This is a genomic window from Dyella sp. S184 (genome assembly GCF_009766065.1).
Lineage (GTDB): Bacteria > Pseudomonadota > Gammaproteobacteria > Xanthomonadales > Rhodanobacteraceae > Rhodanobacter.
Map to the genome: position 1 here is coordinate 136,040 of NZ_LMUE01000002.1, position 14,525 is coordinate 150,564.

Consider the following 14,525-nt stretch of genomic DNA (forward strand, 5'->3'; position numbering starts at 1 on the left):
CGCTGGCCCCGCCCATGCCGCAACTCACCATCGTCGTTCCTGCTTACAACGAATCAGCCGTGCTGGTCCTGTTCCATCAGCGACTGAGCAAAATGCTGGACGGTTTGCCGCTGGAATCCAGTGTGCTCTACGTCGACGACGGTAGCCGCGATGACACCTGGTCGATCATCGAATCGCTGATCGCCAGCGACTCACGCACCGGAGCACTCAAACTCTCGCGCAACTTTGGCAAGGAAGCGGCGCTGACAGCCGGCCTGGATGCCGTCATTACCGGTGCGGCTGTGGTAATCGATGCCGACCTGCAGGATCCGCCCGAACTGATTCCCGCCCTGGTCGAGCAATGGCAGGCTGGCTACGACGTGGTGTACGCCACGCGCAGCGCACGCGATGGCGAAAGCAGCTTCAAGCGGTTCACCGCAGCGGCGTTCTACCGCAGCATGGAGCGACTGTCCGATACGGCGATCCCACGCGACACCGGCGATTTCCGATTGCTCTCGCGACGCGCACTGGATGCACTGGGGCAGCTGCGTGAACGCCAGCGCTTCATGAAAGGCCTGTTCAGCTGGATCGGCTACCGGCAGACTTCCGTGCACTACCTGCGCGAGCCACGCCAAGCCGGCACCACCAAGTGGAACTACTGGCGTCTAGCGCAACTGGCGATCGAAGGCATCACTTCATTCTCCACCGCACCACTGCGACTGGCCACCTGGGTGGGACTGGCCTCGGCCGGACTAGCCTTCGTTTACGGGATGCTGGTACTGGTCAAATCGCTGTTCTATGGCGACCCAGTGCGCGGTTATCCAACGCTGATGCTGGTGATCCTGTTTCTCGGCGGCGTGCAGCTGCTGGCGCTTGGCGTAATCGGCGAATACCTCGGCCGCAACTATGCCGAGAGCAAACAGCGGCCGCTGTATTTCATCGACGAACTACGGTTGCCGCACGACCTGCGTTGATCAACCGGCCCGCTGTGCAGGCTTCACGACTCCACTACACGTCTGGCCGGTGCCGGCGTTAAACTCGCCGCATAAGGCCCGTCCGTGGCCCGTGGGAGACCCAAGCATGAGCCAGGTCAAGCATCTGCTGGAAAGCAAGGGCAGCAAGATCTTCAGCATCACGCCGGATGCCCCGGTACTCGAAGCGATCAAGCATATGGCTGAGCACCGCGTCGGCGCGTTGCTGGTGATGCGTGGCGAGAAGCTGGTGGGGGTGTTATCGGAGCGCGATTACGCGCGCAAGGTGATCCTGCAAGGCCGATCTTCGGCACAGACCGCAGTGTCCGACATCATGAGCAGTGAACCGCTCACCGTCGGCCCGGATACCGATGTATTCGACTGCATGCGCCTGTGTACCGACAGCCGCATACGTCACCTTCCGGTGGTGCAAGGTGACAAAGTCATCGGGGTCATTTCGATCGGCGATCTGGTCAAGGCGGTGATCGATGCACAGGCCGAACAGATCGAACATCTGCAGCGTTACATCACGAGCTGAGCTGGGGCCTCGCAAGCAGCCTTCCTTAGGCCGTCGGGAAGTGGTGTCGAGCGGTTCAGGCTGACGATGCGCCATCTTCACCGACCCGTGTATGTTCGTCCGGCGCCAGGTCGGGCGACCATCCGGCACGGCGGGCCACCACGGTGGCCAACGCTGCCACGCCAGCCCCCAGCAAGGCCAGTCCGCCAATGCCCCAACCCAGCATGCGCAGGCCGCTGACCGCGCTGGTCACCACCACATCGCCGAAGCGCCACACCGCGGTCTCAACGAAATTCTTGCCCTTGTAACGCGTCTCGCGCGGCACCCGCGTATACAGCGCATCCACCGCAGGTTTGGTCATGCCATAGGCGAAGCCGCGTGTAATCACCAGCATCACCGCCAGCAGCAGCGGCACGCTGTAGCCGAAGAACAGGACGTTGCCACCGCCGATCAACGCCACCATGGCCAGCAAGGCCAGATTCACCAGCGATGGCACGACCAGCCCCCAGCCGGCGCCGCGACGCACCAGCAACCACGGCGTCACGCTCAGCTGCAGCGCTGCGCCGAGCAGGTTGGTAGCGAGATCCAGGTCGTTGTAGAACGAAGTGCGCGCGACCGTGCTGGCGAAATGCGCCTTGGCGTAATCGGCCACCAAGGCATACGCCAGCGTGCCGATGCCATCGCCGAACAACATCAGCAGTGCCATGTAGCGCAGGAACGGGCGCGACCACAACTCCTTGACGCCCGCCCACAGCGAACCACCAATCGCTTCGTCGCCACGGCTGTCCGGTCGCCGGTCATGCTGCGCGGAGAGCCGCAGGAGCAGGACCAGCGACAGCGACAGCGACGACGCCGAAACCAGCAACAGCGGTGCCACGCCGATCAGCTGCACCAGCAACTTGGTCACCAGCGGACCGAAGATCGCCCCGGCCATGCCACCCAGTGCGATCAACGAAAATACCCGCCGGGCCTCGCTGCTCGAGAAGATGTCCGCCATGAAACTCCAGAACAGCGACACCACGAACAGATTGAACACGCTGACCCAGACAAAAAACACCACACCGAGCGAGCGAGCGCCGATGCGATCCTGCTCCACAAACGCCGGCACGAACGCGAGCAGGCACAGGATGAAGAAGCTGTAGCTCCAGCCGAGCAGCCGCTTGCGTGGGAAACGCGCCACAAGCAGGCCGAATACCGGCGTCAGCAGCAACATCACTGCGAAGACCGCACCGTAGAACAACGGCAAATACTCCGAGCCGACCGCACCGCTCAGTTGATCCCTGACTGGCCGCACGATGTAGTACGAGGCCATCACGAAAAAGAACGCCAACGCGGACTGCATCGGCGCGGCGGCTTGTTCCACAACAGTCTGGCGGGGCAAACTCACGGGCACGTCCGGCGTGGGGCGCGGCAAGACTAGCATGCGTACGCGATGCATCCCCCCAAGTCGGGAATTCCCCGAACAGCTATGACTCCCACGCGCTGGCCATCATGCCGCCGAACGATCCGGCGCACTGATCCTTGGCCACGCTTTAGTTCTAGTTATCCTGAATGCCGAACTGCGGCGGCAGCGGGCAGTGCAGGCTGGCGCAGATCACCCGCAGCAACTCGATTTCTGCGGCGTTGATCACGCCATCGGCCCGGATCGCACTGAGCAGGCTAAGTATCACGATCTCTTTTGCGGCAGGCATCAAGCCATCGAGATCATCCAGCGCTCGCTCAAATGGCTGCTGCCAATCCAGCGATAACGTTTGCCAGGTGGGCGCCACGCCTGGAAAAGCCTGATCCATCGCCAGCAGCCATGCGCGCCTTGCGGCGGCATCATCAGCGCTGCCGTACGCGGCAACCACGCCGCAGACCAACATGACGCTGTCGCGGCAGGCGGGCAACTTCTTCTGACCGTCCACCGGTGCCCGACGTGGCCGCATCGCCTCCAGCAACTGCACGCGCAGCAAGCGGGCAAGACAGTACTCGTCCAGGTCGACCTTGCTGTCCAAGCCGACCAGCTGTTCGAGTGTGCCCAACAGGGTCTGTTGACGCCCTTCCGACAGCTGCTTGAGTGCTGGAAAGGAAAGTGCGACCAGCGGCATACGCACGACGGGCGACAGCGCCTCCACTTGGCCGGCAAGGGCCGTCACGGCGTATTGCAGATCGTCGCCGAACGCATTGGCAATGATTCGCCGTTGTGGTGCCTGCAGATCATCATGTGCCGACATGGCCAGCGCGAGCACCAGCGGCAAGGCGGACTCCGGCTGCTGCGCCGCGCTCGTCAGCGTGGCCGGGATGCTCTGCTGCAAGGCAGCCGCATGCTCGAAACTCCCCGCAGCGGCCTGACTCGGCTGCACTGATGCGGCCGGTGTGCCGATCGCGCTGGCTGGCTGAAGCAGAGCTGCTCCGGACGTGGCCGGCATCGGCGCGACGCGGGTGTCGGTACTCACGGCCTCGCGAGCTGCTGGCACGTTTCTCAGGGACTCCGCCAACTGCACCAGTTCCTCATTCTGGAAACCGGGCTCCAATATCAGGATGCGCTCACGCACCGGCGGATGGGTGGCATACCACGGGTCGTACAGGTCATCGGCCTCGCCGAACAGCATGTGCGCCACTTCGTGCCGGTTGCCCACCTGCAGTGCGGAGCCATCGTCGAGAACCGCGATTTTTTTCAGCGCACCAGCAATGCCTGCGGTCTGGCGGGTGAACTGTACTGCCGAAGCATCGGCCAGCGATTCGCGTGAACGCGCCACGCCCGCCTGGATCAGCCGCCCGAAGAAGAAGCCGGTGTAACCGATCCCGAGCAGCGCCAGTGCGATCAGCCCCTGCCTGCCGTCACCGCCGCTCAGGCGGCCACTGCGACTACCACCGACCCACATCATCTGGCGGCCGATGATCGCCAGCACCATGATGCCAAACAGCAAGCCCATCAGACGGATATTGAGCCGCATGTCGCCATTCAGCACGTGGCTGAATTCGTGCGCGATCACCCCCTGCAGCTCGTCACGATTCAGCTGGTCGATGCAGCCCTGGGTCACGCATATCGCTGCGTCGGACGGTGAATACCCCGCAGCGAATGCATTGATGCCACGCTCGTCTTGCATCAGGTAGATATCCGGCACCGGCAGGCCGGAGGCAATCGCCACTTCCTCGATCACGTTGCGCAACTGGCGCAGCTGCGGATCGCTGGTATCCGGGGATACCGGCACGGCACCGACGCTTTCGGCCACCGACCTGCCTCCATCTGACAGGCTCTGGATGCGGTACATCGAGCACAGCGCGATGAAGCCCACGACCACGATGCTGCTGATGACCCAGACCGACGGACCCAAATGATGTTGATGCCCCCAGATGAACCATGTCATCACCACGAGCACATCAGTCGCTGCGACGATAAAGAGCACCGCCAGCACGAACAACAGCACCAGAAACCGGGTACTGCGGCGCACGTGCGCCTGTTGGGCAAAAAAATCCATCGAATCTCCCCCTGGAGACCGCACAACCTACATCGTGATGATGCGGGTGATCAGCTGAAGGAAACCTTCGGCACGTCGCGTACGGCCGGATCCTCGACCTTCAACGGCTCCGCGGCGGCGAAGCCATAGCTGTTCGCCACGAACGACGCCGGAAACACTTCGCGACTGTTGTTGTAGGTCAGCACGGAGTCGTTATAGGCCTGTCGTGCGAACGCGACCCGGTTCTCGGTCGAGGTCAGTTCCTCGGAGAGCTGCATCATGGTCTGGTTGGCCTTCAGATCCGGATAGGCCTCGCTGAGCGCGAACAAACGCCCCAGACTCTGGGTCAAAGCATTTTCGCTGCCGGCAAGCTGCTGCATGGCGCCCGGATCGCCGGGGTTGGCCTTGGCACCTGCCAGGCCGCTGACTGCCGCGTTGCGGGCCTGTATGACTTCCTCGAGGGTGCCGCGTTCATGCGCGAGGTAACCCTTGGCGGTTTCCACCAGGTTGGGAATCAGGTCATGCCGGCGGGTCAGCTGCACATCGATCTGTGCGAAAGCGTTCTTGTAACCATTCCGCGAAGTGACCAGTCCGTTGTAGATCGACACGAAGTACAAGACAATCAAAATGACAACAATCAGAACAATGATCAGCCCCATCGGTACATTCTCCACCCTGCGGCGCATCCCCACGCCGGAATCACGCCAGATTACCATGCAGTGTCACAAGTTTTTCCTTCTGATCGCGGGTGCGCTGGGGCTGACTTGCACGCCGGTCTGGGCGAGCGTCGTCGACGCAACGCCCCAGGCAGCAGTCAACGTTCACGATGCGACGCAGCTACTGCCACCGGCGCGCGTCCAGAGCACCCTAGCCGACTATCAGCACTGGCTGGACCGGTTGGCCGAGCGCAATGCCGTTGCCGGCCTGGCGACGGCCGTGGTGATCGACAACAAGGTGGTCTTCGAACGCACCGTCGGTTACGCCGATGCAGCGTCCGGAGAAGCTGTCACCCCGGACACCGTGTTCCGACTCGCCTCGCTGTCCAAGGCCTTTGCCACTGCGATCACCGGCCTGCTGGTGGATGATGGAAAACTCAGCTGGGACACCAAGCTGGTCGATGTGCTGCCGTACTTCAAGCTCAAGGACATGCAGTCCGCTTCGGAAGCCACGGTGAGCGACATCCTGGGGCAACGCCTGGGCCTGCCACCCAACACCTACGACAACATGCTCGAAGGCGACATTCCCTACGAGGAACTGGTGCGCAAGCTGGACGAGGTCGACCTGGTCTGTGGCGTCGGCCAGTGTTATGGCTACCAGAATGTCGCATTCGGCATGATCGGCGACGTGGTTCTCGCCCGTACCGGCGACTTCTTCTACCGCCTGGTCGACAAGCGGATTTTCTATCCGCTGGGCATGACCACCGCGAGCTACGGCCGCGCAGCACTCGAGTCGAGCCAAAGCTGGGCACGTCCGCATTCGGCGTCCAGTCATGGCTGGGTGCCATTCGAGCCGAGCGAGACCTATTACCGGGTGGCCCCGGCAGCCGGCGTCAACGCCAGCCTGCACGACATGGAAAAATGGCTGATCGCGCAGATGGGCGGACGCCCGGACGTGCTGCCAACTTCACTGCTGGATGTGCTGCATGCACCGGGCATCACCACGCCCAGCGAACTGCACGCCACACCATGGCGCCGGGCAAGGCTGACCGACGCGCACTATGCGCTGGGCTGGCGGGTGTATGAATACGGCGGCGAAACCCTGATCTTTCACGCGGGCGCCGTGGCCGGCTACCGCACCATGATCGGCTTCTTCCCGAAGTACCACGTCGGCGTGGTCACCTTGTGGAACTCGACGGGCCCGACCCCGAGTGGACTGATGCCGATGGTGTTCGACGGCATGCTTGGCCTGCCCCATGTGGACTGGGCCGGCATCGAAAGCGATGCCCCGCCTCGCACGGTTGCCCCGAAGAAGAAGCGCAAGGGCAAAACACGCCGTCAGACAGATAACCAGAACTGAAGCGCTTTAATCGGGCGCGACATCATCAGCGATCCCGTGAAAAGAAACGGCGCATAAATGCGCCGTTTCTTTTTAGCCATTGTTATTTGGCTCTCGGATCAGAGATTGAACTCGACCTTCAGCTGCCGCGTGGTGGACACTGCAACGCCATCCTTCATCGCCGGTTTGTAAAGGTAACGGTTTACAGCTTCTATAGCTGCACGATCAAACACGTGCTTGGGCTGTGCATCGACCACATGCACGTCGGCGGTTCGGCCGTCCGTCCCGACCGAGTACGCCACCACCACCCAGCCACTCTGCTGCGAGCGCAGCGCTGTCGATGGGTAAGTCGGGGCAGCGCTCTTCAGGAGTACCGCATCGCTGGTCTCGCCACCGGTGGCAGCACCTGCATTGGCTGTCGCTTCAGTCGCTGCGGGCTGGGCCACAGGCTTCGGCTGCTCGGCGGTGTGCGACTGTTTCACCTTTTGCTGTTCGGTCAGCTGGGCCTTCTGCTGCTCGGCCAGTTGATCCGCCGCCTGCTTCTCCGTCGCCACCTTCTGCGCTGCCAGCTGCTGCGCCTTCTGCTGATCAAGCGCATCCTGCTGCTGCTTGTCCAGCGTCTTGCGCTGGGCATCCAGCTTGGAGCGCAGGATGGTCAAGGTGAAATTGGTCGGGTCAGCCTTGGCCAGAAGATCGATCTGGCGCTGCGCTTCGTTGAAGTCACGCGAGTTGATCGCCTGCTCGGCCGAGGGCGCTGCGAACGGGAACGTCTCGCGCAACGCGTCGGAGGCCACCTTGTTGCCGGGATCCTTCTCCAGCACCCGCAGATAGAACTCGAAGGCATTGTTGCCGGCCGGTGCCAGGTAGCGCTGCTCGTTCATCGCTGTGCGCGCTTCGGCCAGCAGCTGGTTGACGTCCATCGCTGCGACGTTCGCCGGTGGCGGCGGCGCCGCTCGCGTTGAAGCAGACACCGGTGTGGACGGATGACCACCCGCGTCCGCCATGACCAGATCCTGATGCGGCTTGATGATCAGGAACCAGGCACCCACGGCAAGCAGCGCGATGACGGCAATGATGGCAATGACCAAGGGCCTGATGGCCCCGCGCGCATGCCGGCGCGTATCAAGTATGTATCGGGTATCCATGGTCTCTCACTGAGTGTCGATAGATACCCGCGCTTTTTCCCCCTGTAGGAGCGATGAGTCCCCCGGACTCACCGCGGCGCGGATGTGCAAAAGGTAACCCCAATGACGCAGCACGGCAAATCGTGCGTCATTTCACGGCAAAGCGCTGGAAATTGCCACAGGCCTCGACAGGGCACGCCGGACTGAAACCGGCGCGGACGATCAACAAAGCCGGCCCTGGAGTGGCACGCCATGCTGGCGACAGGATTTTGTGACCCCGGAAACGAAGCGTCCCGGCCAGGCCGGGACGAAGGCTTCTCGAAGGACTCTCCCCGCGCTGGGCACCGCGGGGAGAGAAGTCGATTACTTTTCTTGTTGGGTATTGCGTCTTGCTTGTTGCTTACTTCTTCGCTTTGGAGGTCTTGGTGGCTTTCACCACCTTGGCGGCCGCCGGCTTCTTGGCAGCAGCTTTCTTGGCTGCCGGCTTCTTGGCAACCTTCTTCACAGCAGCTTTCTTGGCAGCCGCCGGCTTCTTGGCAGCTTTCTTGGCTGCCGGCTTCTTGGCAACCTTCTTCACGGCAGCTTTCTTGGCGGCCGGCTTCTTGGCGGCAACCTTCTTCACGGTGGATTTCTTGGCGGCCTTCTTGGCGGCCGGTTTCTTTGCAGCGGATTTCTTGGCAGTGGCCATAGTTCGTCTCAGCTCCTCATCAGTTGGCAGTGGTTGCCCAGTAAAAGCGTGCAGGAACGCCTCAACCAACAAATCGCTGTTGGTGGCGTGCCGAAGATTGTTCACTTGACGGTGGGTGCGCAAATCGGAAAGCCGCCGCAAAACATGCAGCGGAATCGAGACGGTGATCTTGCGAACTGCATTGGCCTTTTCACCGTGCTCGACGTAAGGCTTGATGAATTTTGCTGTTGCCATAACGCGCGTTCCAAGTGATCTGCTGCGAAAGCTATCCCTGAAGATTTCAACTGTCAATTGATTTCAATCATGGAATCGACCAGACCCATCCACCCCCGGACCATCCCGAACCCCGTCACAGCAACGCTTTCGGGCGGTTGATGCATATTTTATATAGATGTCTATACGTCTAAATGTAAATCTGTATAAAAACCATCAATGCTCGCAAACCCTTGTGTACCAACGATTTCGATAGATTCGATATATATCCACACGAAAATATTCTCGCGATGCATGCTGTTCGATCGAGACAATTAACACACCTTAAAAACCGCATTCGCCAGATGAACGGCAGGCGACTGGGACCGATTTATTTGCATGTCCGGGGACCGGCGAAAACTGCCGTTCGCCGGAGAGGAAGGCTGCATATCGGTACGCTGGCGAAGAAGACTTCCAGGACCAGGGCATCTCGTTCGAAGGAAAAATGACGCGAATATTTTCTTCGCGGATGCCTCAATGACGACGCGAGTGCTGCGTGAAAACATCAGTGCTGTCACGTGTGACGACTGTCATCACACGCAAAATCGATCGACCCTGATCGCGACGCAGGCGACTTCGGAATACGCATCGAATCAAAGCGACTGCCAGCTGCATGAATGACGATGCGCACCCCAAAAACGACACCGGCCGCAGTGAGCGGCCGGTGATGTTGCTGGGCAGTAGCTGAAGGCTTAGTGGTCGTCGCTCTCGACCAGCTCTTCGTATTCGTTTGCGTCGAGCAACTCGTCGAGCTCCGCGCGATCACTCGGACGCACCAGGAATATCCAGCCGGCGCCGTAGGCATCTTCGTTGATGGTTTCCGGCTTGTCGTTGAGCAGCTCGTTGACCTCGACCACTTCGCCGGAAATCGGCGCGTAGATGTCCGAGGCGGCCTTCACCGACTCCACCACGGCGGCGCCGGTGCCCGCTTTCACGGCCGAGCCGATTTCCGGCAGCTCGACATAGACCAAGTCTCCGAGCTGGCCTTGTGCATGGTCGGAAATACCCACGCGAACCAGGCCGTCGTCTTCGGCACGGGCCCACTCGTGGGACTTCAGGAATTTCAGATCGCCAGGAATCTCGCTCATGATCGGGTCCAGTCGTTGTGTTCAGGTAAGGGTGCAAGCGGCGATTCTAGCCACATTCACCGTGTAGAAAACGTGCCACTGCCGGTCGGGGCGTTCAGATCCCTTCGCAGGGCTTGCCGTCGCGCACGAACGGGTACTTGACCAGCCGCACCGGCACTTCGCGGCCACGGATGTCGACCCGCATGTCACCAGTCGTGCCCGCCGGAATGCGTGCGAACGCCACCGCCTTGTCGAGGGTTGGTGCAAAGCTGCCGGAGAGGATCTCGCCATCGCCGTTCGCGGTGAGCACCTTCTGGCCATGCCGCAGCACGCCCTTGTCGTCCAGCACCAGCCCAACCATCACGCGTGGCACCCCGGCAGCCTTCTGCTGTTCCAGTGCGGCACGGCCGATGAACGCACGGCCTTCGTCCAGCGCGATGGTCCAGCCCAGGTTCGCCTCCCAGGGAGAAACGGTCTCGTCCATATCCTGGCCGTACAGATTCATGCCCGCCTCCAGCCGCAACGTGTCGCGCGCGCCGAGGCCAGCCGGCGCGACGCCGGCGGCAGCCAGTGCTTCCCACAGCGCGATGGCGTGTTCGGCCGGCACGATGATCTCGAACCCGTCCTCACCGGTATAACCGGTGCGTGCCACGAACAGTGGCATCCCGTGCGGCCCCTGCGCCGCGGCGGCGGCGAACTTGCCAAGCTTCTCGATGCGTGGGCGATCGACCTCATGCAGCAGGCCCAGCACCTTCGCGCGCGCATGCGGACCCTGCACCGCGATCATCGCGAATTCCGGGCGCTCCTTGACCTGCACGCCGAACGCGGCAGCCTGCTGTTCGATCCAGGCCAGATCCTTGGCGCGGGTACCGGCGTTGACCACCAGCCGAAAATGTTCCTCGCCCAGGTAGTACACAATCAGGTCATCGATCACGCCGCCCTGCTCGTTCAACATGCAGGAGTACAACGCCTTGCCGATCACCTTCAGCTTGTCGATGCTGTTGGCCAGCAGGTGGCGCAGGAAGTCGCGCGTGCGTGCACCGTGCAGGTCGATCACCGTCATGTGCGAGACGTCGAACATGCCGGCACCGCGGCGCACCGCATGATGTTCCTCGATCTGCGAGCCGTAATTGATCGGCATGTCCCAGCCGCCGAAGTCCACCATGCGCGCGCCGAGCGCGCGATGGGTGGCATTGAGTACGGTCTTCTCGGTCATCGCGGGACTGCCTTGCGGGGAAAGACGTGCATTATCGCCGCCGGCCCGAGGCAATCCAAGCGATACCGGCCGCGCGAGGTATACCCTCCGATCAGGCAAGCACCGGATAGGTCGGCTCGACATCCAGCGTCGCGGCACATACCGATGCCAGTTCGAGCAGGCGCAGATCGGAGCCACGTGCACCCACCAGCTGCAGGCCGATCGGCAAGCCATTCGGTAGCGTGCCCATCGGCAGACTGACCGCCGGACAGCCGGCCAGGCTGGCGAAGCTGGTCAGGTCGGCCTGCGAATCGGGCGCCGGACCATCCAGAGCAAACGCACCCTGTGGTGTGGTCGGCAACACCAGCACGTCGACCTGGGCGAACAGCCGGCGCATCTTCAGGGTGGCCGCATCGAGTACCTGATCGGCCACGGCGTAGTCGGCGGCCGTCTTGCTCGCCGCAAAACCCAGCAACTGGCGGAAGCGTGCAGACACTGGGCGTTCGGTGTTGGCCAGATCGGCGGCGAAAGTGCCAAGCATCTCGGCCTCCATCAACAGCAGGCCGGCGCGCCGGGTACGCGCAAAATCCCAGTCGGCAAAATCCACCGTACGCCGATCGCCCAACGCATGCGGCAACTTGGCCAGCGCCGCCTCGAACACCTCGATCACTTCCGGCTGCACACCGATTACCGCCAGATCCGGCAACAGGCCGGTGCGCAGATTGCCCGGCTCCCAGTCCGGCAACGCAAACGCTACCCGGCGCCGACGCGAACGCGCGTCGTCGGCGTCGTAGCCAGCCAGCACCTGCAGCAACACGGTGAGGTCGTCCGCGCTGCGCGCCAGCAGACCGACGGCATCGAGTCGTCGCGCTGCCGGCACCAGGCCACGCGCGGAGATCTCGCCATGCGTAGGCTTCAATGCATAGACACCGCAATAACTGGCCGGAATGCGGATCGAGCCGAGACTGTCCGAACCGACCGCCGCCACTGCCAGACCCGCTGCCACCGCTGCCGCCGCACCGCCGGAAGAGCCACCGGCGCTGTAGCCGTGCCGATGCGGATTGTGAGTGGCGCCAAAGTGCGGGTTGTCGGTCGACGCGCCCAGCGCACCCTCGTCCATATTGGTCTTGCCGACCAGCACCGCGCCGGAGGCACGCAGCCGCGCCACCACATGCGCGTCGTCCTGCACCGGGCGCTCGCGACCCGGCAGGCCGGCACGGGTCGGCCAACCGGCCATGTCGAAATTATCCTTCAACGCCAGCGGGATCCCGTCGAGCCGTCCGATCACGCCGTCACGGCGGCGGCGATCGGCCATATGCGCCTGCTCCTGTAGCAAGCCAGAGCGCTGGTCCACATAAGCATTGAGTTCAGGATTGAGCCGTTCGATCGCGTGCTGATAGACGTCAGCCAGCGCCTGCGGCTGCACCCGCCCCACCGCCAGCCAGTGCAGCAGCTGGCACAGCGAGGCGCGACGCAGGTCGAGATCGGCGATCGGCGGCATCGAATTCATGGAAGCTCCTTGCAAGTTCCGGCGATTATCACCGCCTCAGGTAAAACTATTGCAAGCGGTGGCGCAGCACGCGTTGCCGCATGACACGCGAAACCGGACAATGGCGGCCTGAACCATACCGCCACGCACGGCGCACACCTGCATCTGCCCACAGCACCACGGAGTCCGCCATGAGCGAACGCGAAACCATGGAATACGACGTTGTCGTCGTCGGCGCCGGCCCGGCCGGCCTGTCGTTCGCGATCCGCCTCAAGCAGCTGAAGCCCGAGGTCAGCGTGTGCGTGATCGAGAAGGCCTCGACCATCGGCGCACAGATCCTGTCCGGCGCGGTGATCGAACCGCAGCCGCTGGATTCACTGCTGCCGGGCTGGCGCGACAACCCGCCGCCGATCTGCGTACCGGCCGGCGAGGACGAATTCTGGCTGCTCAGCAAAGACAGCGGCCGCAAGCTACCCGTACCGCCAGGGATGAAGAATCACGGCAATTTCATTGTCTCGCTCGGCGCGATGTGCGCGTGGCTGGCGCCGCAGGCCGAAGCACTGGGGGTGGACGTATTCCCCGGCTTTGCCGCCGCCGACACCATATATAACGAGGATGGCTCGGTCGCCGGTGTGCGCATCGGTGACATGGGCGTGGCGAAGGACGGCACGCACAAGCCCGGCTATACCGAAGGCATCGACATCAAGGCCAAGGTCACCGTCCTCGCCGAAGGCGCGCGCGGCAGCCTGACCAAGCAGCTGATCAAACGCTTCAAGCTGGACCAGGACAGCGATCCGCAGGGTTACTCGATCGGCATCAAGGAACTGTGGCAGCTGCCAGTTGGGCGCGTGACGCCGGGCAAGATCGTGCACAGCTTCGGCTGGCCGGCGGACAGCCACACCTATGGCGGCAGCTTCCTGTATCACCTTGACAAGGATCGCGTGGCGCTCGGCTATGTCAGCGGGCTCGACTACAGCGATCCGAACTACCAGCCGTGGGAGGCCTTCCAGCAGTGGAAGAACCACCCGATGATGAAGTCGTTGCTGGACGGCGGCACGATCCTTTCCGCCGGCGCACGCGCCATCGTCACCGGCGGCTATCAGTCGCTGCCCAAAGTGGAAATGCCCGGTGCGTTGCTGATCGGCGATACCGCCGGCCTGCTCAACGTGCCAAAGGTAAAGGGTACGCATCAGGCGATCAAAAGCGGCATGCTTGCTGCCGAACATCTGGTCGCGAACGAGCTGACATCTGCGGGCTTCGACGCGAAGCTGCGCGGTTCTGACGTGATGGCGGAGTTGAAGAAAGTCCGCAACATCAAGCCCGCGTTCAAGAAGGGCCTGTGGTTTGGCATGCTCAATGCCGCATGGGAAACCGTCACCGGCGGTGCCTCACCGTGGACACTGAAGAACAAGGCCGACTGGTCATCGCTGCACAAGCTCGGTGCGCAGGAAGAGCCGAAGCGCGACTACGTGCAGCGCACGCTTGCTCCACGCGATCGCCTCGCCGGCGTCTACTTCGCCGCCACCGAACACGATGAGGATCAGCCGATCCACCTGCACGTGGCCGACACCTCGATATGCGTGACTAAGTGTGCCGAGGAATACGGCAATCCGTGCACCCGCTTCTGCCCGGCTAATGTCTACGAAATCGTCGACGACGAGGCTGGGAAGCGGCTGCAGATCAATGCCGCCAACTGCGTGCACTGCAAGACCTGCGACATCAAGGATCCCTACGAAATCATCACCTGGGTCACACCGGAAGGCGGATCGGGTCCGAATTACCAGAACCTGTAGGTATTCGATGCC

The 14,525-nt window shown here is 62.4% G+C and carries 11 protein-coding genes and 1 pseudogene; 4 read left to right on the top strand and 8 right to left on the bottom strand.

Going from position 1 to position 14,525, the window contains the following annotated elements; all coding sequences use genetic code 11:
- Positions 1 to 14: 14 nt before the first annotated feature.
- The gene (locus GSQ75_RS00585) at positions 15 to 953 is read left to right on the top strand and encodes a glycosyltransferase family 2 protein (protein WP_158752612.1); all 939 of its coding nucleotides are present in this window, start codon (positions 15 to 17) and stop codon (positions 951 to 953) included.
- 106 nt (positions 954 to 1,059) lie between these two features.
- The gene (locus GSQ75_RS00590; protein ID WP_158752613.1) at positions 1,060 to 1,488 is read left to right on the top strand and encodes a CBS domain-containing protein; all 429 of its coding nucleotides are present in this window, start codon (positions 1,060 to 1,062) and stop codon (positions 1,486 to 1,488) included.
- A gap of 55 nt (positions 1,489 to 1,543) precedes the next feature.
- Here the strand turns inward: GSQ75_RS00590 and GSQ75_RS00595 are convergent, their stop codons facing one another.
- The 3 genes from GSQ75_RS00595 to GSQ75_RS00605 all read right to left on the bottom strand — a co-directional run bounded on the left by GSQ75_RS00595 (position 1,544) and on the right by GSQ75_RS00605 (position 5,569).
- Positions 1,544 to 2,809, bottom strand: coding sequence for an MFS transporter (locus GSQ75_RS00595; protein WP_158753839.1), 1,266 nt, complete (start codon positions 2,807 to 2,809; stop codon positions 1,544 to 1,546).
- 196 nt (positions 2,810 to 3,005) lie between these two features.
- Positions 3,006 to 4,931, bottom strand: coding sequence for a M48 family metallopeptidase (locus GSQ75_RS00600; RefSeq protein WP_158752614.1), 1,926 nt, complete (start codon positions 4,929 to 4,931; stop codon positions 3,006 to 3,008).
- Between the two features lie 50 nt (positions 4,932 to 4,981).
- The gene (locus tag GSQ75_RS00605) at positions 4,982 to 5,569 is read right to left on the bottom strand and encodes a LemA family protein (RefSeq protein WP_158752615.1); all 588 of its coding nucleotides are present in this window, start codon (positions 5,567 to 5,569) and stop codon (positions 4,982 to 4,984) included.
- 55 nt (positions 5,570 to 5,624) lie between these two features.
- On the opposite strand from GSQ75_RS00605, the gene GSQ75_RS00610 reads away from it, so the two are divergent.
- Positions 5,625 to 6,926 carry a serine hydrolase domain-containing protein gene (locus GSQ75_RS00610; RefSeq protein WP_158753840.1) on the top strand — a complete coding sequence of 434 codons (1,302 nt, stop codon included), beginning with the start codon at positions 5,625 to 5,627 and terminating at the stop codon, positions 6,924 to 6,926.
- Positions 6,927 to 7,024: 98 nt separating this feature from the next.
- Here GSQ75_RS00610 and GSQ75_RS00615 read toward each other — a convergent pair whose 3' ends face one another.
- From GSQ75_RS00615 to GSQ75_RS00635, 5 genes and pseudogenes are all read right to left on the bottom strand, one after another.
- Complete coding sequence (locus tag GSQ75_RS00615) at positions 7,025 to 8,050, bottom strand: energy transducer TonB (protein WP_158752616.1); 1,026 nt, start codon at positions 8,048 to 8,050, stop codon at positions 7,025 to 7,027.
- 637 nt (positions 8,051 to 8,687) lie between these two features.
- Positions 8,688 to 8,951 (bottom strand): annotated as a pseudogene (gene metJ / locus GSQ75_RS19310) (met regulon transcriptional regulator MetJ); the annotation flags it as partial.
- Positions 8,952 to 9,661: 710 nt separating this feature from the next.
- The gene (gene gcvH, locus GSQ75_RS00625; RefSeq protein WP_158752618.1) at positions 9,662 to 10,057 is read right to left on the bottom strand and encodes a glycine cleavage system protein GcvH; all 396 of its coding nucleotides are present in this window, start codon (positions 10,055 to 10,057) and stop codon (positions 9,662 to 9,664) included.
- A 94-nt stretch (positions 10,058 to 10,151) separates the two neighbouring features.
- Complete coding sequence (gene gcvT, locus GSQ75_RS00630; protein ID WP_158752619.1) at positions 10,152 to 11,252, bottom strand: glycine cleavage system aminomethyltransferase GcvT; 1,101 nt, start codon at positions 11,250 to 11,252, stop codon at positions 10,152 to 10,154.
- A 91-nt stretch (positions 11,253 to 11,343) separates the two neighbouring features.
- Positions 11,344 to 12,741, bottom strand: coding sequence for an amidase (locus GSQ75_RS00635; RefSeq protein WP_158752620.1), 1,398 nt, complete (start codon positions 12,739 to 12,741; stop codon positions 11,344 to 11,346).
- A gap of 170 nt (positions 12,742 to 12,911) precedes the next feature.
- Here GSQ75_RS00635 and GSQ75_RS00640 point away from each other — a divergent pair, with 170 nt between their 5' ends.
- Positions 12,912 to 14,513 carry an electron transfer flavoprotein-ubiquinone oxidoreductase gene (locus tag GSQ75_RS00640; RefSeq protein WP_158752621.1) on the top strand — a complete coding sequence of 534 codons (1,602 nt, stop codon included), beginning with the start codon at positions 12,912 to 12,914 and terminating at the stop codon, positions 14,511 to 14,513.
- Positions 14,514 to 14,525: the final 12 nt, after the last annotated feature.

Coding starts and splice junctions, on each gene's coding strand:
- GSQ75_RS00635 (WP_158752620.1), bottom strand. CDS start 12,741: ATGAATTCGATGCCGCCGATCGCCGATCTCGACCTGCGTCGCGCCTCG.
- GSQ75_RS00640 (WP_158752621.1), top strand. CDS start 12,912: ATGAGCGAACGCGAAACCATGGAATACGACGTTGTCGTCGTCGGCGCC.
- gcvT (WP_158752619.1), bottom strand. CDS start 11,252: ATGACCGAGAAGACCGTACTCAATGCCACCCATCGCGCGCTCGGCGCG.
- GSQ75_RS00600 (WP_158752614.1), bottom strand. CDS start 4,931: ATGGATTTTTTTGCCCAACAGGCGCACGTGCGCCGCAGTACCCGGTTT.
- GSQ75_RS00610 (WP_158753840.1), top strand. CDS start 5,625: ATGCAGTGTCACAAGTTTTTCCTTCTGATCGCGGGTGCGCTGGGGCTG.
- GSQ75_RS00585 (WP_158752612.1), top strand. CDS start 15: ATGCCGCAACTCACCATCGTCGTTCCTGCTTACAACGAATCAGCCGTG.
- gcvH (WP_158752618.1), bottom strand. CDS start 10,057: ATGAGCGAGATTCCTGGCGATCTGAAATTCCTGAAGTCCCACGAGTGG.
- GSQ75_RS00590 (WP_158752613.1), top strand. CDS start 1,060: ATGAGCCAGGTCAAGCATCTGCTGGAAAGCAAGGGCAGCAAGATCTTC.
- GSQ75_RS00605 (WP_158752615.1), bottom strand. CDS start 5,569: ATGGGGCTGATCATTGTTCTGATTGTTGTCATTTTGATTGTCTTGTAC.
- GSQ75_RS00615 (WP_158752616.1), bottom strand. CDS start 8,050: ATGGATACCCGATACATACTTGATACGCGCCGGCATGCGCGCGGGGCC.
- GSQ75_RS00595 (WP_158753839.1), bottom strand. CDS start 2,809: ATGCAGTCCGCGTTGGCGTTCTTTTTCGTGATGGCCTCGTACTACATC.